At 44.7% G+C, this 20,210-nt stretch carries 19 protein-coding genes; all 19 read left to right on the top strand.

What is annotated here, in order from left to right; genetic code table 11:
- The first annotated feature begins 5 nt into the window (after positions 1-5).
- Positions 6-953 carry a Wzz/FepE/Etk N-terminal domain-containing protein gene (locus tag CRO03_RS08790; RefSeq protein WP_097111240.1) on the top strand — a complete coding sequence of 316 codons (948 nt, stop codon included), beginning with the start codon at positions 6-8 and terminating at the stop codon, positions 951-953.
- Positions 950-1,987 carry a dTDP-glucose 4,6-dehydratase gene (gene rfbB, locus CRO03_RS08785; protein ID WP_097111239.1) on the top strand — a complete coding sequence of 346 codons (1,038 nt, stop codon included), beginning with the start codon at positions 950-952 and terminating at the stop codon, positions 1,985-1,987. The genes CRO03_RS08790 and rfbB overlap by 4 nt, the downstream gene beginning before the upstream one ends.
- Positions 1,988-2,007: 20 nt before the next feature.
- Positions 2,008-3,225 (top strand): oligosaccharide flippase family protein, encoded by a 1,218-nt coding sequence (locus CRO03_RS08780; protein WP_170948975.1) that lies wholly within the window; start codon positions 2,008-2,010, stop codon positions 3,223-3,225.
- A gap of 206 nt (positions 3,226-3,431) precedes the next feature.
- Positions 3,432-4,928, top strand: coding sequence for a hypothetical protein (locus tag CRO03_RS08775; protein WP_097111237.1), 1,497 nt, complete (start codon positions 3,432-3,434; stop codon positions 4,926-4,928).
- Positions 4,921-6,030: a glycosyltransferase gene (locus CRO03_RS08770; RefSeq protein ID WP_097111236.1), complete on the top strand. Its 1,110-nt coding sequence runs from the start codon at positions 4,921-4,923 to the stop codon at positions 6,028-6,030. Before CRO03_RS08775 ends, CRO03_RS08770 begins: the two co-directional genes overlap by 8 nt.
- Positions 6,031-6,034: 4 nt before the next feature.
- Positions 6,035-6,163 (top strand): hypothetical protein, encoded by a 129-nt coding sequence (locus CRO03_RS18615; RefSeq protein ID WP_281256382.1) that lies wholly within the window; start codon positions 6,035-6,037, stop codon positions 6,161-6,163.
- Complete coding sequence (locus CRO03_RS08765; protein WP_097111235.1) at positions 6,163-7,173, top strand: EpsG family protein; 1,011 nt, start codon at positions 6,163-6,165, stop codon at positions 7,171-7,173. The genes CRO03_RS18615 and CRO03_RS08765 overlap by 1 nt, the downstream gene beginning before the upstream one ends.
- Positions 7,170-8,300 (top strand): glycosyltransferase, encoded by a 1,131-nt coding sequence (locus CRO03_RS08760; RefSeq protein WP_097111234.1) that lies wholly within the window; start codon positions 7,170-7,172, stop codon positions 8,298-8,300. The genes CRO03_RS08765 and CRO03_RS08760 overlap by 4 nt, the downstream gene beginning before the upstream one ends.
- Positions 8,301-8,408: 108 nt before the next feature.
- On the top strand, positions 8,409-9,554 hold the full coding sequence (locus tag CRO03_RS08755; RefSeq protein ID WP_097111233.1) for a glycosyltransferase family 4 protein: 1,146 nt from the start codon (positions 8,409-8,411) through the stop codon (positions 9,552-9,554).
- A complete protein-coding gene (locus CRO03_RS08750) occupies positions 9,555-10,511 on the top strand; it encodes a UDP-glucose 4-epimerase family protein (protein ID WP_097111232.1) in 957 nt (318 codons plus the stop codon). It abuts the gene before it with no gap.
- Between the two features lie 26 nt (positions 10,512-10,537).
- Positions 10,538-11,653 (top strand): glycosyltransferase family 4 protein, encoded by a 1,116-nt coding sequence (locus CRO03_RS08745; RefSeq protein ID WP_097111231.1) that lies wholly within the window; start codon positions 10,538-10,540, stop codon positions 11,651-11,653.
- A 101-nt stretch (positions 11,654-11,754) separates the two neighbouring features.
- The gene (locus tag CRO03_RS08740; RefSeq protein WP_097111230.1) at positions 11,755-12,312 is read left to right on the top strand and encodes a sugar transferase; all 558 of its coding nucleotides are present in this window, start codon (positions 11,755-11,757) and stop codon (positions 12,310-12,312) included.
- Positions 12,313-12,336: 24 nt separating this feature from the next.
- Positions 12,337-13,338: an NAD-dependent epimerase gene (locus tag CRO03_RS08735; RefSeq protein ID WP_097111229.1), complete on the top strand. Its 1,002-nt coding sequence runs from the start codon at positions 12,337-12,339 to the stop codon at positions 13,336-13,338.
- 35 nt (positions 13,339-13,373) lie between these two features.
- Positions 13,374-14,255, top strand: coding sequence for a glycosyltransferase (locus CRO03_RS08730; RefSeq protein ID WP_097111228.1), 882 nt, complete (start codon positions 13,374-13,376; stop codon positions 14,253-14,255).
- Complete coding sequence (locus tag CRO03_RS08725) at positions 14,252-15,130, top strand: glycosyltransferase family protein (protein WP_097111227.1); 879 nt, start codon at positions 14,252-14,254, stop codon at positions 15,128-15,130. The genes CRO03_RS08730 and CRO03_RS08725 overlap by 4 nt, the downstream gene beginning before the upstream one ends.
- 95 nt (positions 15,131-15,225) lie before the next feature.
- Entirely contained in the window at positions 15,226-15,627 is a 402-nt protein-coding gene (gene gspG, locus CRO03_RS08720) for a type II secretion system major pseudopilin GspG (RefSeq protein WP_097111226.1), read from the top strand.
- A complete protein-coding gene (locus tag CRO03_RS08715) occupies positions 15,624-17,042 on the top strand; it encodes a GspE/PulE family protein (protein WP_245861551.1) in 1,419 nt (472 codons plus the stop codon). Before gspG ends, CRO03_RS08715 begins: the two co-directional genes overlap by 4 nt.
- Positions 17,024-18,424, top strand: a complete 1,401-nt coding sequence (gene cysN, locus CRO03_RS08710; RefSeq protein ID WP_097111225.1) for a sulfate adenylyltransferase subunit CysN — start codon at positions 17,024-17,026, stop codon at positions 18,422-18,424. Before CRO03_RS08715 ends, cysN begins: the two co-directional genes overlap by 19 nt.
- Positions 18,421-20,148, top strand: a complete 1,728-nt coding sequence (locus CRO03_RS08705) for an SLC13 family permease (RefSeq protein WP_097111224.1) — start codon at positions 18,421-18,423, stop codon at positions 20,146-20,148. Before cysN ends, CRO03_RS08705 begins: the two co-directional genes overlap by 4 nt.
- The last annotated feature ends 62 nt before the right edge of the window (positions 20,149-20,210 follow it).

Below are 20,210 nucleotides of genomic sequence, written 5' to 3'. Positions count from 1 at the left end.
TAACAATGACGACTGACATAGTAAAGGCCGCACCAAACACAGCTGGCAACACTGACGAAATCGGTTTATCCGAGTTATTTCAGGCAGTATGGCGGGCTAAGTTCTGGTTAGCAGGGGTGTCGTTTCTGGTAGCGGTTATCATGGCATTTTATAGCCTTACATTACCCAATATCTACCGCTCAGAAGCATTGGTTACCCCGGTAACAGAGGGTGCAGGAGGTAATTTGTCCAGTCTGGCAGGCCAGTTTGGTGGTATTGCTTCATTAGCTGGTATTAACCTGGGTGGTAAAGAAAGCAATAAAACCTCTATTGCGCTGGAGAAACTGAGGTCGCGGGAGTTTTTCTTTAACTTTGCCGAGAAACATCATGTTTTAGTGCCATTAATGGCAGCAAAATCCTGGGACCCGGATACTGGTCAGTTAATACTGGATGACGACATATATGACGAAAAAACAGATCAGTGGCTGCGCAATGTTAAGCACCCACGGCAACCAAAGCCCAGCTTATTGGAATCTCACGAAACGTTTCTAGACAACCTTACTGTTAGTGACGAAAAAGAGCGGGGGGTCATTAAAATTTCATTTGATCATGTATCGCCGGTTATCGCCCGCGCTTGGGTAACGGCACTGGTGGCCGATATCAATGATGAAATGCGCCAGGCCGATATTCATGAAGCCGAGCTGAGCATTGCTTATCTGGAGCAGCAAATTGAACAAACCAAAATCAGTGAAATTCGCTCAGTGCTTTATCAATTAATTGAAGAGCAAACCAAAACCCTGATGCTGACCAATGTCAAACCTGAGTACGTGTTTGAGACGATCGACCCGGCAGTGGTACCAGAATTAAAGCTCAAACCAGCCCGGGCGATTATGGTAATTGGGGCCGCTTTATTAACCGGCATTCTGGGTGTGGGTATTGTGTTGATCCGTTTAGTGTTAAGTAAAGAAGCATGAAAATACTTATTACAGGTGGGGCCGGCTTTATCGGTTCTGCAGTAGTGCGGCATATTATCAGCAACACCGCGGCAAGTGTTATTAACGTCGACAAGCTAACCTATGCGGGTAATCTGCATTCAGTTGCCAACGTCGCGGAAGATACACGCTACCGTTTTGAGCAGGTCGATATCTGCAACCGCAGTGAACTTGAGCGTGTGTTCAAACAGCACCAGCCCGATGCGGTAATGCACCTGGCAGCTGAAAGCCATGTCGACCGTTCCATTGATGGCCCGGCGGCGTTTATCGAAACCAATATAGTCGGTACTTACACCCTGCTGGAAGTCGCCCGCCAATACTGGAACAACCTGGATGCAACACGCAAAACCGCCTTTCGGTTTCATCACATCTCTACTGATGAAGTGTTTGGTGACTTACACGGCAGCGACGACTTATTTACCGAAACCACACCTTATGCCCCCAGCAGCCCTTATTCAGCCAGCAAGGCCAGTTCAGACCATTTAGTGCGCGCCTGGCACCGTACATATGGCCTGCCGGTGCTGGTAACCAATTGTTCCAATAATTATGGCCCTTATCATTTTCCGGAAAAGCTAATTCCGTTAATGATCTTAAATGCCCTGGCGGGAAAGCCGTTGCCGGTATACGGCAAAGGCAACCAAATTCGCGACTGGCTGTATGTAGAAGACCACGCCCGAGCCTTGTATAAAGTGGTTACGGAAGGCAAGGTAGGCGAAACTTACAATATTGGCGGCCATAATGAAAAGCAGAATATTGAAGTGGTGCATACCTTATGTGCTTTACTGGAAGAGCTGGCTCCAGAAAAACCTGCTTGCGTGCTGCATTATAAAGACCTAATCACTTACGTTACCGACCGGCCTGGCCACGACCTGCGCTACGCCATAGACGCCAGCAAAATCGAGCGTGAATTGGGTTGGAAGCCAGCAGAAACCTTTGAAAGTGGTTTAAGAAAAACGGTGCAGTGGTTTTTACGTAACGCTGAAAGTTTTGCAAAACTGGATAAGATATCAGCGTGAAGATGAACTGGCGTAAGCTTATGTCTGGTTCAGAGAGCAGGCGTTTGTTGTCAAACTTTATGTCACTTTCATCTTTACGTGGCCTTGAGATGCTTCTTCCGCTTATAACTCTACCTTATCTGGTGCGGGTTTTAGGACTCGAAAAGTACGGTATGTTGGCGTTTGCTTTATCATTAGCGACCTATTCAAGTGCCTTTATTCAATACGGTTTTAATGTCACTGCAGTAAGAGAGCTGGCCCGGGCAAGAGACGACCATCATCGGCTGTCGCAAATTGTCAGTGTTGTCTTAACTATTAGTGTTTCGTTCGCGATACTCGCCTTATTTATACTTAGCGTTCTTACTATTTCTGTTGAACGTTTTAACCTTGAATTCTGGCTGTACACTTTTTCGTTCATGTTTATTGTCAGCCAAGCCTTGTTTCCGGTTTGGTTTTTTCAGGGAATGGCCGAAATGAAATATATGGCCATGGTTAATGTGGTAAGTAAGATCGTTGCCGTCTGCGGAATTTTATTTTTTGTAAAAAATGAGCAACAGTATGTTTTGGTGCCTCTAATTAATTTTAGCTGCTCGTTTATTGCTTTGCTTATCGCGCTTCGACTGATATTTAAACGTTTTAATATCACTTATAGCAGACCAAAATCATCAGAAATCTGCGCTACATTACGCACAGGTTCAGATGCGTTTATTTCTCAGTTAGCACCGTCACTTTATAATAACTCTTCAATTTTTATGCTTGGTTTGTTTACTAATCCCGCAGTAGTGGGTATCTACGTGGCGGCTACCCGGGTAATAGAAGTGTTCTCTGTACTAGGCAATATTTTATCGGCAACATTTTTGCCCTATCTTGCACGTAAAACAGCAGCCATACCTAGATTTAACAAACTAATGCTGTGCAGCGGATTAGTGCTGACGCTGCTATGTATGCTGTCATCTGAAATTGTTGCAATGCTTCTTTTTTCAGCAGATAACCTGATAGTGGCAACTTATATTCGCTATTTGGCACCAGGTATAGTTGCTTTGTTTGCAATTAGTGCTTTTGGAACTAATTCGTTGATGTTGCTTGGACAAGATCGGATTGTGCGAAATGGAGCACTCTATGTCTCGGTGCTGTTCTTTTTTATTGCATTAGTTATTGTTCCGGCGTTAGGAATTATTGGCAGCTGCCTTACAATCGTTGGTGCTAGAGTCTCTATGGCGCTGTATTACAGTTATTTTTATAGAAAGTATGCTAATTAAATTTTTCCAGTCAAGAAAAACCCTTTGGGGTTGACTGCATTGCATTCAGGGATTGGAAATTACTCAGGCTTAGCTCGATAACAAGTTCAAAATAACTGATATTGGCTATGAATCTCGAAAATTCGCGGCAGAAGTCCGTGGATATAAGAAAGTAGTCCAACAATACTTTAAGATTTGGCAGAACATAACTGCACAGGATAATAAATATGGTTAATCAATATATGCCAAACCAACCACAGTTTGCTCTTGAGTCGGATTTGGCTGGTGAGTTTCCGCTCTATCTTTATTGGCCGCAAGATAAATCGACTTTGTTTTTTTCTAAATCAATAACAGCCTTGCTAAACGATGCGCGAGTACCAAAGCCATTAAAAGTGTCGGAAGAGGGGCTGTCATTTTTATTACAAAGTGGAGTGGTGCCACCGCCAAAAACAGCTTATCAAGATATTTATATTGTTAGTATTGGTGATAAAGCACAAGTTAATACGCAAAACGGTAAGGTGCAGGTTATTTTTAGCCACGAATTCCCGTTTATGAATGCCAATCGATTATCGGCAAACGAAATGGAACCCGATGAAGATTTAATTCTTAAAATGTTGGCCGAAGCAACTATTTCTCGCATTGATGATTCTAAACCGAGTTTTCTGTTCCACAGTGCCGGCAAAGACAGTAATGCCATTGCACTTGCCCTCGCAGAAGCAGGATGGCAGAAAAAAGTAACTTTGATCACCCATAAATCAAAAGGTGCATCAGATGAAAGTGAAATTAGCGCCAGAATTGCCGGGGAATTAGGTTTCGAACATCGAGTACTACATGAAATCGATCTGCTTAATGCGCAACATCATCAAGCGATAGATGACTATTTTATTAACGCGCCGTTTCCTTGTGTCGACAACGTCACACTTGCTTATCCTCTATATGCTTTTCAGGAGCCGGAATTAATTAATTCAAATCTTATTTTTGGAGATGGTAATGATAGCCATATGATGTCACCTCCTAACAAAAGGCAAAGATCGAGTCTTCCTTATTCCAAATTAACATCTAAAGCTAGCTTTATGCGTAATCATATTTCCTCAAGCAGTAAGATTACTTCATTACTACGAACGCCAGCAGAATGGTTTGGAAAATCAGGCTTATCTTTGCGGGATAGTTTAGAAATTTATCCAGCTTCCATTTCTGTTTATCCGTACTGGTCCAGAGAGTCGGAGTTGAGAAAACACTGGGATATTTTTGACTTTAAGTCGGATATATATTCAACAAGAACAATTACAGAAAGAATGATTAGGAAGTTACATAACTTTGTGGATGTTATAGATTCAAAATTGATCTTGCCATTTGCAGACCCCAAGATAGCCAGTTATTTTGCTAAAATGCCAGAAAATTATCTGTTTGACCGAAATGAACTTAATAATAAATTAATCCTACGTAAAATTCTAAAGGATCGGATCGGGCTCGATTCTGACGCTATAGGGAAAATGGGGTGGACTTATGATTCCAGCGCTATAGTAGTGCGGAATTGGGATGACATTGTTTCGGAGATGAATGATTGCAAGCTCTGGCATGAGCCTGGGTTAGCGAAAGTTATTGCTCGTTTAAAAACTATTATGCAAAGCAAACATAAATATGCCGATTTGTCTGGAAAGTTGATATATCGCGTATATTTGTTGTCAGCTTGGGCGAATAGGAACAAATATTTAAATGGGTAGTTCAAACAAAATAGTATTTGTAATCAGTACACTTGGCGGTGGGGGGGCTGAGGGCGTTTGCACTACAGTAGCAAGCGGTCTTGCCGACCTTGGCTTAGACATTGAGTTGTTGGTGCTCAATTTACGTCGGGCAGTCTATCAGGACAGGTTGTCTTCAAATGTTAAGTTAACTTCATTAAATGTAAGTAATGCGCGGTACTCTTTTTTACCGCTAATAAAGCATTTGAGAAAAACCAAGCCTGAGCGGGTAGTGGTTTTCAACTATGAGTTAGCCATTATTTTGGTATTAATAAGGCCATTTCTGGGTTTTAAGTTTCAGTTGATCGCCAGAAATATTAATACGGTTTCTGCCAGCCTGAATACAAAGTCACCTTCAGCTAAAAAAAGAGCATTGCGCGCACTGGTGCAGCGTCTTTACTGCAAGGTAGACCATGTTATCAATCAGTGTGAGGGGATGCGGAAAGATTTACTTAATACGCTTGGCTTGGCTAGTTCTCGTACAAGCGTTATATACAATCCGGTAAATGAGATAGTAGAAAAGCAGGCACAAGGTAACGGAATTGGCCGCAGAAATACCTCTACTGATATTCTCTGCATTGGTCGATTAGAGCCACAAAAGTCTTTTGACCTGGCAATTACAGCGTTTGCTGTATTTGCAACAGAGTATCCGGATTACCGTCTGATAATTGCTGGTCAGGGTAGTTTAGAGAAGGATTTAAAGCAACTGGTACAAGATTTGTCTTTGGCTGATAAAGTTAACTTCGTAGGGTTTCAGGCCGATACTGTGCACTACTTCAGCTCAGCGAAATTCACCTTGCTTACCTCGTTATATGAGGGTTTCCCAAATGTACTGGTTGAATCTATTACACTTGGTACACCAGTGGTGTCTGTTAATTGTCCTTCAGGCCCAGACGAAATTGTTGTGAATGGCGTTAATGGTTATCTTGTTGAAGATAGAACGGTCGATTCGATTGCTGACGCTATGAAATCTGCAGCCTTAACAGAATGGGATCATGATGCTGTCAAACAAACCGCAGAACCCTTCTCGCGCCAGAACATTCTCGCAGCGTGGCAATCGTTTCTTAGTGGCCAGCGAGAGTAACTAAATGAACCCGGCAGAATACAACCTGGCACCTCATTTTATGTTTTCTGAGCATACCTCAGCATTTTTGTCTTTATACTTTTTTGATGTTTGTATCAGTGCGGCTGCAGTGTTTGCTGTGGGTGATGTCTGATGAAGGTGCTCAATAAAAACACGCTTGTATTCTGGGGCGATACACTGCCTGCTGCATCAGCAAGATATAAATTATACTGCTTAATTTTGGCATTGCTTTATGCCGGCATACTTGCATCTTTTCCCATGGATATCTTCATGGACAGAGAGAACTATCTGACATTTGCCGAATTCTCTATTGTTGTTGCTGCAAGGCATGCTGCCGATGGGTTATTGACTGCATTGATGAATGAACCGGTCTGGCTTGGTTTAAATATTATTTTAAGTTCGGTTTTTAGTCCTGAAACGACAGTAAGAATACTGATTGGCTTGCCCGCTTTTACGGTGGCCTATTTGGTACTGCGATTTAATAAAAAGTACTTCTTTTTTCTGATCCTGGTTTTGCTAATGCCGCAGGTTATTAAAAACCATATTATCCACCTGCGGCAAGGCGTAGCGATATCTATTTTTCTCTACGCCTGGTTTTGCCAGCGACCACTGCTGAAAATGTTCCTTTTTGGGATAGCGCCATTTGTTCACTCAAGCTTTTTTTTCGTGCTGTTTATATTGATAGTATCTAACGTGCTGAGTACCTTGCGATTTGCCCCCGATTTGAAAATTGTTAGTTTTTCGATGTTGGGTGTGGCTGTGGGAGGCACGGTTTTTTCGCTGGCGGCTATTCTTGGAGCCAGGCAGGCCGAGAGCGAGTCATATGTTCAGTATGATGTGTCAGGGCTGGGGTTTATTTTCTGGGTTTTTGTTCTGCTTATTTTCCTGATGCAGGGCAAGAGTTTTTTGCGAAATAACAGCTTTGTAATAGGTACCCTTATGTTTTACGTATCCTGTTACTTTTTGCTGCCGGTATCGGGCCGAATATTTGAAAGTACTATTGTCTTGCTATTTCTTGCTTCAATTTCGCTGACGCGCTGGCGAAAAGTAGCTTTTTATATGTCGTTGATGTTTTATACGGTTTTGCTGTGGCTTATTAAATCTCAATTGCCTCTTATGGGTTACGGAATTAGGGAATTATGAAAACTGTTGTTCATGTAATAACTGGTCTTGGAAACGGGGGTGCAGAGGGCGCTCTTTTCAGACTAATCGACAACGATAAAGAGTTACGGCATATCGTTGTTTCAATGAAGTCTGGTGGTAAATATTTCAGTAAATTAGAAGACATAGGTGTTGAGGTTTATTGTCTTGACATTAAAGGTATCGGCAGTTTTATAAAGGGCCTAATGGTTCTAAGGCGTGTAGAGCGTGAGGTTAAGCCTATGGCTTTGCAATCCTGGATGTATCACGCCGATTTAATGCTTTCTATTTATGCTATGTTGTTTGCAAAGAGAAATGTTTTTTGGTCGATACGTCATTCATCATTCGAAAAAGCGGTAACTCCGCTTGCCATTCGACTGATTGTAAAAGTTTGCGCCTTTTTGTCTTTGTTTGTGCCGCGCAAGATTATCTGCTGCTCTGAAAATGCCAAACTTATTCATATTGAGAAAGGCTACAAAGCGAGCGCTTTTGAGTTTGTAGCAAATGGTTATAACTTTGAAAAGCTTAGTTTTAGTTTGGATAAGAGGCATAGCCTAAGAGGTGAGTTGGGGAAACTAGACCATGATTTTATTGTTGGTAACGTTGCCAGGTGGCACCCGCAGAAGGACCATACCAGTTTGCTTAAAGCCTTCTCAAACTTTGCTGTAGATAAAGACAACGTATACTTGTTACTTGTTGGCAAAGATATGACTAGAGATAATACTACGCTGCTAAATCTGGCTACCAGCCTCGGAATAGAGCGCAAGGTAATATTTTACGGTGAGTCTGACGATATTCCAAAAGTTATGAGTGGAATTGATTTGCATGTTATGTCCAGCTCTTATGGAGAGGCCTTTCCTAACGTTGTTGTTGAAGCGATGGCGTGTGAAACGCCGGTTATTGTTACCGATGTTGGTGATGCCGCTGTCATAGTAGGCGAGTTTGGCATAGTCACGCAGCCAGAAAATATTCAGCAGCTGTGTGCAGCAATGGAAACAATGTTTAAACGCTCTACAGATAAAGCGTCATGGTTAAAACTAGGACATGATTCAAGGTTTTGGGTAACGCAAGAATTTGATGTCAGCAAGATGATCAAGCGATTTACTGCAATATGGTCGGGTTCTTACTAATATGTGTGGCCCGATACTTGATAATTTTCAATTGCAATATTTGCTTATCTATATTGGATTAAGCTATTATTTTTCTTGCTTTTTTGTGCGGCATGTTTGGAATGCTCTATGACCACGCCAAAAAAGCGCCTTCTCTATATTGTCAACGTCGATTGGTTTTTTATATCTCACTGGCTACCTTTGGCAAGGGCTGCAAAGCTCGATGGTTACGATGTTCATATTGCTACTACTGTTACTCAAAAAACAGACGTTATGCTGGCAGAAGGGTTTACCTGTCATGAGATCCCTATTAATCGTAGCGGAACAAATCCATTAACTGAGATAGTTGTCGCTATACGTATTTTTAGGCTGATTAAAAGCCTAAAGCCGGACATTGTGCACTTAATGACTATCAAGCCGGTTATTTATGGCGGAATAGCTGCAAGGTTGGCAAAAGTACCCGCGGTTGTTGTGGGCATAACTGGTTTAGGTTTTGTATTTATCAACGAAAGTAAGAAAATCAAAATATTGCGTAGTATAGTGGTGAAGCTTTATAAGGCTGTATTTCGGCATAAGAATATTTTTATAACATTTGAAAATGAATCTGACAGGGCTGTTTTTTTACAAGGCAATATTGTTAAACCTGAGCAGGCACAGGTTGTTAATGGCGCCGGGGTTGATTTAACCAATTTCAGCCATAAGCCAGAGCCCGAAAATCCAGTAGTAATAACATTCGCCGCTCGGCTTCTGAAAGACAAAGGTTTTTTTGAGTTTGTGGCTGCGGCTAAAATGCTTAAGCCGCAATGTGGTGACTCTGTCTCGTTTTGGGTTGTCGGTACTCCTGACTTTGTTAACCCTGCATCAGTAACACAACATGAAATTGATAAACTAGCCATAGAGAAAAATGTTATATTCCACGGGTTCCGATCTGATATGGCCGATGTTTTATCAAATAGTAATATTGTGGTCTTACCGTCATACCGAGAAGGCTTACCCAAAGTACTGATGGAAGCGGCAGCATGCGGCAGAGCTGTTATTACCACAGATGTCCCGGGATGTCGTCATGTTATTATACCTGGGAAAACCGGTTTGCTGGTGCCACCAGGTCATGTTGATGCCTTGGCAGAGGCGATGTTGCAGCTTGCCAGGAATGCCAACTTAAGACATAACTTTGGCACGCAAGGTCGAGTGTTGGCCGAGAAGCGCTTTAATATCGTTAAAATTTCAACGGATTATCTTTCCATGTACCAAAAACTTTTAAGCAGAACTGTTTGAATGAATAATATCTTAATTACCGGTGCCAGTGGTTTTATTGGTAGCAAGCTGGTTGAGCAACTGCTGGCTGCAGGTTCATCCAATCTAACCGTAGTATCGCGGAATAATGAAAATAATTTTGCACCTGGCGTGACGTTGTTTCAGATAGAATCTATTGAAAATACCCCTGATTGGTCTTTGGCGCTAAAAGGCATTGATGTGGTGATTCACTGTGCAGCGCGAGTACATAGCGTGAGTGACAACCACAAAGAATCTCTTGAGCGTTTTCGTGCTGTTAATGTAGAGGCCACGTTAGCTTTAGCCCGACAGGCTATTGCCAGCAACGTCAAAAGATTCATATTTATCAGCTCAATCGGTGTAAATGGCATCAGCAACACTAAGCCCTTTACTGTGACTGATAAACCTAACCCAACTGAGGACTATGCTATTTCGAAGTTTGAAGCAGAAACCGGTTTAAAAGCGCTGCTCTCTAACGCGAATACTGAGCTAGTCATTATCAGACCACCCTTAGTTTATGGACTAAATGCAAAAGGCAACTTTGGTCATCTTTTTAAACTTGCTCAAAAGCGGTTGCCTATGCCGTTGGGTGCAATAAACAATAAGCGCAGTTTAGTGTCGCTGGATAATCTTGTGGATTTAATTCAGACCTGTATCAGCCACCCGAATGCAAAAAGTCAAACCTTTATGGTCAGCGACGATCATGACGTCTCTACAACTGAATTGGTGCGGCTGGTTGCTAACGCAAGTGGTAAAGGGGCGCTTTTGTTGCCTGTACCAGTTAGTTTCTTAAAATTCTTTGCTGCGTGCTTGGGAAAGAAAAGTATGGCGACAAAATTGTGCGATTCGCTTCAAGTGGATATTGCACATACTAAACAAGTTTTAGGTTGGAGTCCTCCTTTGACTTTAGAGCAAGGCATTGCGCGTTGCTTTGAAAATGAAAGTCATCGAACTGACTAACAGTTATTGGATTGGGTTCTAAGTGCATGTTAAAAGCCTTGTATATTGTAAATCGACCAGATTATTTTTTATCCCATAGGGTTGCTTTGGCACAAAGCCTGGCACAAGAAGGATATGAAATCCACATAGCCTCTGTTAAGCACGAGTCAACAGAGCACCTTTATAAGTTAGGTTTTCATTTTCATTTTGTGGATATTGAAAGGGGTAGGACTAATCCATTTAAAGAACTTTTAGGACTAATAAGTGTTTTAAGATTGGTTAAGCAATTAAAGCCTGATATCGTCCATTGCATTACGGTAAAACCTGTATTATACGGTGGCCTAGCGGCAAGACTGCTCGGCACTCCAAAAGTAGTAGTTGCAATTGCTGGTTTAGGGTCTGTTTTTACAACAGACAGTGTTAAAAACAGTGTACTAAGATTTATTTCTATCCAGCTTTATAAAATGTCATTGGGGAATAAAAACCTTACGGCAATTTTTCAAAATAAACACGACAGAAGCTTTTTTGTAGAGCGTAAAATTATACCTGAGTCTAGAACACGACTAATAAGAGGTTCTGGTGTTGATTTAGATAAATTTGCGTTGTCTCCTATGCCCGTTACAGAAAAAAGAGCCATCCTACTATCGGCAAGGTTACTTAGAGAAAAAGGTGTATTTGAATTTCTACATGCCGCTAAATTGGTTTTGCAGGTAAGAAATGATGCGGAGTTTTGGTTAGCTGGCGACATAGATCCTGCGAATCCTTCTTCATTAACAAAGCAGGATGTAGATCAGTGGTCAGCGATAGAAGGTATTAAATTTTTGGGCTTTCAGAGCGATATTTACAGTGTTATTAAATCATCTGAATTTGTTGTTCTTCCTTCTTATAGGGAGGGATTTCCTAAAGCGTTAATCGAAGCTGCTGCGGTTGGCCGGGCCATAATTACTACTGACGTCCCGGGCTGTGAGGACGCGGTAATTAATAACAAAACGGGCTTTTTAGTGCCGGTTAAGCAGGTCGAGATGTTAGTCGAGAAAATCCTTTTCTTATTAGATGAACCTGAAAAATGTGCTGAGTTTGGGCGCGCTGGGCGGGTATATGCCGAGAACAATTTTGATCTAAAATTTGTAGTCCAAGAACATAAAAATATTTATCTGTCTTGACGCTGCAATGTTATTAAGTGATAAAAACGATTAAAAGCTGAAGCTAGTTACTGTTCGCCAAGCTAACTAGTCATTCGTTGCCCTATTTTTATTGAGGAACTATGTTAATTCGGTTATTAGATATTATTTTTGCCCTGTGCGGCCTGGTGTTTGGCTTTCCGGTGCTGGTCATCCTTACTCTCATTGGTTTGTTTGATAACGGTTCGCCGATATTTCGTCAGGTCAGGGTTGGCAGAAATAAAGCGCCTTTCACCCTGGTTAAATTTCGTACCATGAAGCCGGATACCGCACATGTTGCCAGTCATTTAGCCAGTGCCAGTGCTATAACGCCTTTTGGAGGTTTTTTACGTAAAACCAAACTGGATGAACTGCCGCAGTTGTGGAATGTACTTTTGGGTGATATGAGCCTGGTGGGGCCAAGGCCATGTTTATTTAACCAGCAAGAGCTGATAGATGAGCGCGAACAGCGTGGGGTGCTAAATGCCCGACCCGGTATTACCGGCCTGGCACAGGTAAATGATATTGATATGTCGACCCCGCAATTGCTGGCAAAAACCGACGCTATAATGTTAGAGAATTTGAGCATTGGCGCTTATTTTAAATATATTTTTATGACAGTCGCCGGCAAGGGCAGCGGCGACAGAGTTAAAAAAGATTAACCACAATTTATTTGGAAAACGTAGATGAATTATTTGGTAACAGGTGCCGCAGGTTTTATTGGTTCTTTTGTTTGTGCACGCTTGCTTAGCGCTGGCCACAACGTAACCGGCATTGACAACTTAAACGACTATTACGACGTGCAGCTAAAACGTGATCGCCTGGCACCACTGCAGGCGCAAACGGGGTTTAATTTTGTCCAGCTGGATTTGGCAGACCGTGCGGGCGTAGCCGATTTATTTGCCGCCGGGCAATTTCAACGGGTTATTCATTTGGGCGCACAGGCAGGTGTCAGGTATTCGCTGGAAAACCCGATGGCGTATGCCGATAGCAACGTTATTGGCACCCTGACCATCCTGGAAGGCTGCCGTCAGCATAAAATTGAGCATCTGGTTTATGCCTCGTCCAGCTCGGTATACGGCATGAACAGCAAAATGCCCTTTAGCACGACCGACAGAGTTGACCACCCGGTTTCGCTTTATGCCGCAACCAAAAAAACCAATGAACTAATGGCCCATACTTACAGCCATTTATATGGTATTCCCACTACCGGGCTGCGCTTTTTTACTGTTTACGGCCCCTGGGGCCGGCCCGATATGGCACCTTTTTTGTTTACCAAAGCCATTCTGGCTGACCAGCCAATTAAAGTGTTTAATCATGGCCAGATGATGCGCGACTTCACCTATATTGATGACATAGTAGAGGGAATACTGCGCATTCAGGATAAACCACCTGTCGCTAACCCAGAGTGGCAAAGTAGTGATGCCTCGGCCAGTTTTGCTCCCTATAAAATATTTAATATTGGCAATAACCAGCCAGTAAAACTGATGACCTTTATCGAAGCCATCGAAAAAGCTACCGGTAAAACGGCGATTAAAGAGTATTACCCAATGCAGGATGGTGATGTACCTGCCACCTATGCCGATATTGACGATTTACAAGCCGCAGTTGGGTTTAAACCGGCAATGCCAATAGCGCAGGGCATGCAGCAGTTCGTAAACTGGTATCGCGATTACTATCAATGCTAAGACACAACCTGTTATTCAGAGCGGTAGATTAATACATGGCATTGCCAGAGCAGTTGCCGTTAGTTACGGTATATATTGCAACCCATAATCGCCCCGAGCTGCTAGCCCGGGCGGTTGGTAGCTGTGTAGCGCAAACTTACCTGCGGCTGGAAATTATTGTGGTTGACGATAGTTCAGGCCCGGAGCATAAACAGCAAAACCAGCAATTGTTGCAGCAGTATCCGCAAATAAAGTATCTGCATCTTGCAGTGGCCAGTGGTGCGCCAGTGGCCAGGAATACTGCTATTGAAATGGCTAATGGCGAATTTATTACCGGTCTGGATGATGACGATGAATTTGAACCCGGGCGGATAACTGAACTGGTGCAACAGTGGTACAGCCATCCTGGCTGCGCGTTTTTATCTACGGGTTATACCGTTATTAATGAGCAACAACGCCGGTTCAGCTTTGCCAAGCGCGCCAGAGCCATCAGTTATCAGCAGCTGTTGTATGCCAATCTCGTCGGTAATCAGATTTTTACCCTGACCAGCTCTTTGCGGGCGATTAATGGCTTTGATCCGGCCATGCCCAGTTGCCAGGATTACGACACCTGGTTAAGGCTCTCAGCAGTGTTTGGCAGTGGCTACCGAATAGGCAGTTGCAGCTATATTTTGCACCATGACCATCAATTCGAGCGGATTTCGGCGTCAGCAAAACGCGAACAGGGTTATCAGCTGTTATTAAAGAAACATGGTGAGTTTATGAGCGCCGCTCAGCTGGCCAGCCATCAGGTGAATTCAGCGCTACATAATAATCAGCCGCTGCCGTGGCGGGCTGTTTTCCAATTACCGCTGACGCAACAGTTGCGGGTATTAAAAAACCTGATTATGCGCCGGGCCTGGAGTTTGATTTTTTTCAGCAAAGGTTCCCCGCAGTGAAGTCACTTTGCTTTGTCCATCAATCTAAAGCCCAGCTGCCAGAGTTACAGGCTTACGCCGATTATTTCCGCCCCCTCTACCAGGTAGAGGTCAGTAGTCCGGCTGCTGATTTGTCCGGCTATGATATTGTCTGGTTTTTTATGGGGTTTTGCCGCTACCAACCCAAGCCTGGCCAGTTTATTGTCCATGAATACGCCTCGTTATCAACCCCACCGTTGGCCCGGATTAAAGACCAGCTAAAACGACGGCTAAATAGCAGGCCGCATTTGCGGGTATTTCAGAATAAAAAGCAATCCGAGCTGCTGCAATTTAATGATGGTGTGCCAGAGCGCTTTCGCGATATGGGTATAGCAAACCACTTTAGACCGCAGGCCGGTATTGAGAAAAAATGTGATCTGATCTACGTCGGCTCAATGGATAAAAGCCGCCAGCTGGAAAAGGCGCTGGATGTTGTGTTAAAGCTACAACCTCACGCCAGCATCTGGCTGGTTGGTCAGCCTTCGGCTTATTTGCAGCAACGTTATCAGCGCTATGCCGGGGTCCGGTTTACGGGGCCGGTAGCTAACAGCCAGATCCCGCAGCTGCTGAATCAGGCGCGGTTTGGCCTGAACTACGTGCCGGATGTGTATCCATACAACTTACAAACCTCTACCAAGCTTTTGGAGTATGCCGCCTGTGGCTTGCCGGTTATTGGTAATAAAAACAGTTGGGTAAGCCATTTTTTAACGCAAAACCCATTGCCGTTTCATGACTTGCAACAGCTTACCGCCTGGCCTCAGCCACAAGCAGCTGATATCAGTGAGCAAACCCGGCAAGCCTGGCGCTGGCAAAAGCGGATAGCCGATGCCGGTTTTGAAACTATTTTGCCGGATTGAGGTCTGTCAGACCAGGCACAAACTTGTCCAGTTCAGGGCCATAAGGTAAGATGCGACAGCATCGAAATAACTTATGTTACACCACAGGATCATAAATGAAGTTTAAGCAAAAGCGCGGTTTTACGCTGATAGAATTATTAATTGTAATTGTTATCGTTGGTTTGCTGGCGTCATTAGTGGCACCGGAAATGTTTTCAAAAGTCGATTCTTCCAGAATCAAAACAGCAAAAGCGCAGATGGAGTTATTGGAAACCTCGCTTAATACCTATCGGTTAGATATGGGCAGTTATCCTGGTAACCTCGATGAACTGATTAAAAGTGAAAATAAAAACTGGGATGGTCCCTATTTGCCTAAAGAAGTGCCAGCTGATCCCTGGGGCAATCCATATGTTTACACCAATCAGGTTGACGGGAATATTGGCTTTAGTCTTATGTCTTACGGACGCGATGGTCGTCAGGGTGGCGAGGGTGATGACGCGGATATCGTTCACAGATGAGCAACTTACCTCAGCTGCTGCAATCTTTTAACGTCAGCTCTGCTGACGTAGAGAAAGCCACAGCTTTTCAGCGTAAATATGGTGGTCAACTTGAGCAGATTCTGGTTAGCATGGGCAGTCTGTCTTCAGAAATATTGCCTGAAATATATGCAAAGCTATTATCTTTGCCCACTCTTGATGAAGAGCAAATTTCTGATTGGGTTTTACCCGAGCAAGCAAAAGCAATGCCGGTTGCCGCGCTTACCGAGAAAGGTTGGTTACCTTTCAAAGTGGATGACACTGGCTGGCTGTTTATTACTATCGCACCGCTGAATAAAGATGCTCAGGAAATAGTCACGGGGCTGGGGATAGACTGCAAATTACTTATCACAAATCCAGAGCAGTTTAATAAGCTGGCAGCAATTGCTCAGCAACATGACGACAATGCGCCGGTCGGCGAATTAACCTCAATTGAAGAAGCCCGTTTACGCGAACTGGCGTCAGAAGCGCCTACCGTAAACCTGCTAAATGCGTTAATTACCAAAGCGCTACGTCAGCGCGCGTCAGATATGCATATAGAGCCGTTGCAAGGGAGAGGCAAGGTAAGGTTTCGGATCGATGGGGTGCTGCAGGATATTGATACCATACCAGCCGGCCTGGTATTGCCGGTAACAACCCGCTTGAAAATTCTCAGTAACATGGATATTGCCGAAAAACGCCGGCCGCAAGATGGCAAAATTGAAATGCGGATTGGTGGAATTGAGTTGGATATCCGGGTGTCGGCATTACCCCTGAATGACGGTGAAAGTGTGGTAATGCGTTTTCTGCGTAAAGACGCCATTCGATACGATATGGAAGTGCTGGGCATTGCAGCCGATATCGAAGCAAAAATTCTGCAGGATATTAAAACAACGGCAGGCGTTGTATTGCTTACCGGCCCTACAGGTTCAGGTAAAACGACCAGTCTTTATACCTTTCTTAACAAGTTAAATACACCCGGGGTAAAAATAATCACCCTGGAAGATCCGGTTGAATATCAGCTCGATGGCATTAATCAGGTGCAGGTACAAGCCGATATCGGTTTTGATTTTGCTGCAGGCTTACGCAGTATTGTGCGGCAAGACCCGGATATTATTATGTTGGGCGAAATTCGTGATAAAGAAACAGCGGGCATTGCCATGCAGTCGGCCCTTACCGGCCACCTGGTGTTTTCTACTGTACATACTAATGACGCACCCAGTGCTTATACCCGTTTGTTAGACCTTGGTGTAGAAGAGTTTTTACTCAATGCCGCCTTAGTGTCTATCGTTGCCCAGCGACTGGTACGCCGGTTATGCCCCGATTGTGCTAAACCTGCCGACGATGCTCAGGCACTAGCTGAGCGTTATCAGTTGCAGCATTATGCTGACATGTTAAAATTGAACAAGATATTTTAACGTATTTAAACCAACACGAGAATAAACAGCTGCTGCGCTTTATTACCTGCGGCAGTGTCGATGATGGTAAAAGCACGCTGATTGGCCGTTTGCTGCACGACAGCAAAATGATTTTTGAAGATCAGCTGGCGGCCATAACAGAAGATAGTAAAAAATCGGGTACCCAGGGCAATAAAGTCGACCTGGCACTATTGGTAGATGGCCTGCAGTCAGAGCGCGAGCAGGGCATTACTATCGATGTGGCCTATCGCTATTTCTCGACAGATAAACGTAAGTTTATTATTGCCGATACTCCGGGTCACGAGCAGTACACCCGTAATATGGCGACCGGTGCCTCAACCTGTGATGTGGCGATTATTCTGGTGGATGCCCGCAAAGGCGTGCAAACCCAGACCCGTCGCCATAGTTTTATTTGCTCGTTGTTGGGCATTAAGCATGTCATCGTCGCTATTAACAAAATGGACCTGGTTGATTATTCGCAGAGCCGCTATAAAGAAATTCAGGAAGAGTATTTAACTCTGGCCGGCTCGTTAGATATTCCGGATATTCGTTTTGTGCCTATTTCGGCGCTGGAAGGCGATAACGTGGTTAACCCCAGTGAAAAACTGAGCTGGTTCCGCGGTTCCACCTTAATGCAATATCTGGAAACCATGGAAATAAGCGCTTCGGCTGATAGTCCGGAATTTCGCTTTCCGGTGCAACTGGTCAGCCGGCCTAACTCGGACTTCCGCGGCTTTGCCGGCACTATTGCTGCCGGTACGGTTGCAGTTGGCGATACCATTCGGGTACTGCCAGCCGGCACGATCTCAACGGTAAAGTCGATTGTTACCTTTGACGGAGAGCTGGCAGAGGCGCACGCACCGCAGGCCGTAACGCTGACTCTGAACGATGAAATTGATATCAGCCGCGGCAATATGCTGGTGAAAAAAGACGTGTTGGCGCACGTGTCATCACGGCTGCGGGCCAAGGTGATTTGGATGCATGAGCAGCCAATGAAAACCGAACGCGATTACTACTTTAAGTTTGCCTGCAAACTGGTAAGTGGTGAAGTGGCTAAATTGCACCACCGGATTGACGTGAACACCCTGGAAGAGCGCGATGCCCAAAATCTGGGCTTAAACGAAATTGGTCTGGTTGATATTAACCTGACCGAGGCCGTCGCCTTTGATGCTTATTTAAAAAATAAGCAAACTGGTGCTTTTATTATTATTGATCGCTTAACCAACCTGACGGTTGCAGCCGGCATGGTTGATGCGGCACTGGCTGCGCAACCCGAGCCACAGCAAGAGCAGGAAATAACCGGTTTAAGCAGCTTTGAGCTGGAATTTATTCAGCTGCTGCGTAAGCACTTTCCGGAATTGTCGCAAAAAGGCCGTAAATGAGCCTGCCGGCCATTGTGCTGGTAGTGATGTTAGTGCTGCTGGTGGCAGCACTGGTTCGCTATTCGGCGCATTCGGCTGGCATTTTCGCTGCTATGTTACTGGCATTGCTGGCGCTGGGCTTTATTGACAGCGCGGTATTGCTGCGTAATGCCGCTAACCCCGGGCTTGCTACGCTGGTGCTACTGGTGCTTATTTCGTTTTCGCTGGAAAAAACCAGTTTGCTCAGGCGCTTATCGCGTTTTTTATTCACACGCTCGGTGCCGGGTTCAATCTGGCGCACCATTGGTTTCTCTGCCCTGGCGTCATCGGTATTAAACAATACTGCTGTGGTGGCCGCCATGCTAAACGCGGTGCGGGCCAATAAAAAAGTGGCGCCAACCAAGTTACTTATTCCGCTATCCTATGCCGCCATTATGGGCGGCACCCTGACCTTAATTGGTACCTCAACTAACTTAATTGTTAATTCGATGCTGGTTGAGGCCGGGGAAGCCGGCTTTGCCTTTTTTGATTTTACCTTAGTCGGCATGGGCGTGCTGGCCGGGGGCAGCCTGGTGCTGTTTATTATGAGCTATGCCCTGCCGGATGAAAAAACCCAGGATGTGGCCATTACCGAGTACCTGCTGGAAGCGAAACTGAATGCCGACTCGCCACTAATAGGCCAGAGTATTGAGCAAGCAGGGCTGCGCCATTTAGATGAGTTGTTTTTAACCGAGATTGTTCGCGACAGCGAAGTGATCCGGCCGGTGGCCCGTTATGATGTGCTGAAAGCCGGCGATAAACTGATATTTACCGGCAATGTGCATAAGGTTAATGTGCTGAAGCAGTTTGCCGGTATTAGTTTGTTTGCCGATGAAAATGGCCTGGCAACCCAGAACCTGACGGAAGTGATTATTAAGGAAGAGTCGGTTTTAACCGGTAAAACCCTGAAGAGAACTGGCTTTCGGGCCCGGTTTGATGCGGCCGTGGTGGCGGTGCGGCGTGAAGGCGAGCGGGTTAACGGTAAATTAGGTGAAATTGAGCTGAAAGCCGGGGATTTTTTATTGCTGGCCACCGGCCCGGACTTCGCCAGCCGGCACAACATTAGTAAGAACTTTTACCTGTTATCGGGCATTGAGCCCGAGCATATGCTAAGTGGCTGGCGCGAGCGTTTAACCTGGTGGGGCTTTGTGGCGATGATCGCCGGTACCGTGTTTACCGGTACCTCGTTATTGCTGGCGGCTATTTATTTACTGGCTGCGCTGTTGTTTAGTGGTTGTTTAACCATTAACGAGATTAAACGCCGTTTCCCGGTAGAAATATGGCTGATTGTTACCAGCGCGCTATGTATCGCCAGTGCCATGAGCCATACCGGTCTGGCGCAGGCCATCAGCGATTTTGCTGCCAGTGCCCTGGCGGGCCAGGCACCGATGGTGACCTTTATTGGTATATTCCTGCTGACTTATCTGTTAACTGAAATTATTACCAATAATGCGGCGGCAGCGTTAATGTTTCCGGTGGCATACAGCCTGGCCAAGGGTATGGGCGTGGACATTATGCCAATGGTAATGGGGGTGGCGTTTGCCGCTTCTGCCAGCTTTGTTACCCCCTATGGTTATCAGACGAATTTAATGGTGTTTAATGCCAGCAGATATAAATTAAAGCATTTTATGCTGGTGGGCGGACCGGTGGCACTGACTTATGTGGTGCTGAGTGTGCTGCTAATTCCGCTGGTATTTCCTTTTTAAGATTATTTCTTTTTTAAGGCTCAGGTGCAGCAGGTATATCGCCTGATTTAATGATGGACTTT

The sequence above is a fragment of the Arsukibacterium tuosuense genome (genome assembly GCF_900215315.1).
Taxonomy (GTDB): domain Bacteria; phylum Pseudomonadota; class Gammaproteobacteria; order Enterobacterales; family Alteromonadaceae; genus Alishewanella; species Alishewanella tuosuense.
Note: the sequence above shows the minus strand (reverse complement) of the source record. Positions and strands in the feature narration are given on the sequence as shown.

What these genes read in the sequence shown, in the direction of transcription:
- CRO03_RS08790 (WP_097111240.1), top strand. Translation starts at nt 6, where the DNA reads ATGACGACTGACATAGTAAAGGCCGCACCAAACACAGCTGGCAACACT.
- rfbB (WP_097111239.1), top strand. Translation starts at nt 950, where the DNA reads ATGAAAATACTTATTACAGGTGGGGCCGGCTTTATCGGTTCTGCAGTA.
- CRO03_RS08780 (WP_170948975.1), top strand. Translation starts at nt 2,008, where the DNA reads ATGTCTGGTTCAGAGAGCAGGCGTTTGTTGTCAAACTTTATGTCACTT.
- CRO03_RS08775 (WP_097111237.1), top strand. Translation starts at nt 3,432, where the DNA reads ATGGTTAATCAATATATGCCAAACCAACCACAGTTTGCTCTTGAGTCG.
- CRO03_RS08770 (WP_097111236.1), top strand. Translation starts at nt 4,921, where the DNA reads ATGGGTAGTTCAAACAAAATAGTATTTGTAATCAGTACACTTGGCGGT.
- CRO03_RS18615 (WP_281256382.1), top strand. Translation starts at nt 6,035, where the DNA reads ATGAACCCGGCAGAATACAACCTGGCACCTCATTTTATGTTTTCTGAG.
- CRO03_RS08765 (WP_097111235.1), top strand. Translation starts at nt 6,163, where the DNA reads ATGAAGGTGCTCAATAAAAACACGCTTGTATTCTGGGGCGATACACTG.
- CRO03_RS08760 (WP_097111234.1), top strand. Translation starts at nt 7,170, where the DNA reads ATGAAAACTGTTGTTCATGTAATAACTGGTCTTGGAAACGGGGGTGCA.
- CRO03_RS08755 (WP_097111233.1), top strand. Translation starts at nt 8,409, where the DNA reads ATGACCACGCCAAAAAAGCGCCTTCTCTATATTGTCAACGTCGATTGG.
- CRO03_RS08750 (WP_097111232.1), top strand. Translation starts at nt 9,555, where the DNA reads ATGAATAATATCTTAATTACCGGTGCCAGTGGTTTTATTGGTAGCAAG.
- CRO03_RS08745 (WP_097111231.1), top strand. Translation starts at nt 10,538, where the DNA reads ATGTTAAAAGCCTTGTATATTGTAAATCGACCAGATTATTTTTTATCC.
- CRO03_RS08740 (WP_097111230.1), top strand. Translation starts at nt 11,755, where the DNA reads ATGTTAATTCGGTTATTAGATATTATTTTTGCCCTGTGCGGCCTGGTG.
- CRO03_RS08735 (WP_097111229.1), top strand. Translation starts at nt 12,337, where the DNA reads ATGAATTATTTGGTAACAGGTGCCGCAGGTTTTATTGGTTCTTTTGTT.
- CRO03_RS08730 (WP_097111228.1), top strand. Translation starts at nt 13,374, where the DNA reads ATGGCATTGCCAGAGCAGTTGCCGTTAGTTACGGTATATATTGCAACC.
- gspG (WP_097111226.1), top strand. Translation starts at nt 15,226, where the DNA reads ATGAAGTTTAAGCAAAAGCGCGGTTTTACGCTGATAGAATTATTAATT.
- CRO03_RS08715 (WP_245861551.1), top strand. Translation starts at nt 15,624, where the DNA reads ATGAGCAACTTACCTCAGCTGCTGCAATCTTTTAACGTCAGCTCTGCT.
- CRO03_RS08705 (WP_097111224.1), top strand. Translation starts at nt 18,421, where the DNA reads ATGAGCCTGCCGGCCATTGTGCTGGTAGTGATGTTAGTGCTGCTGGTG.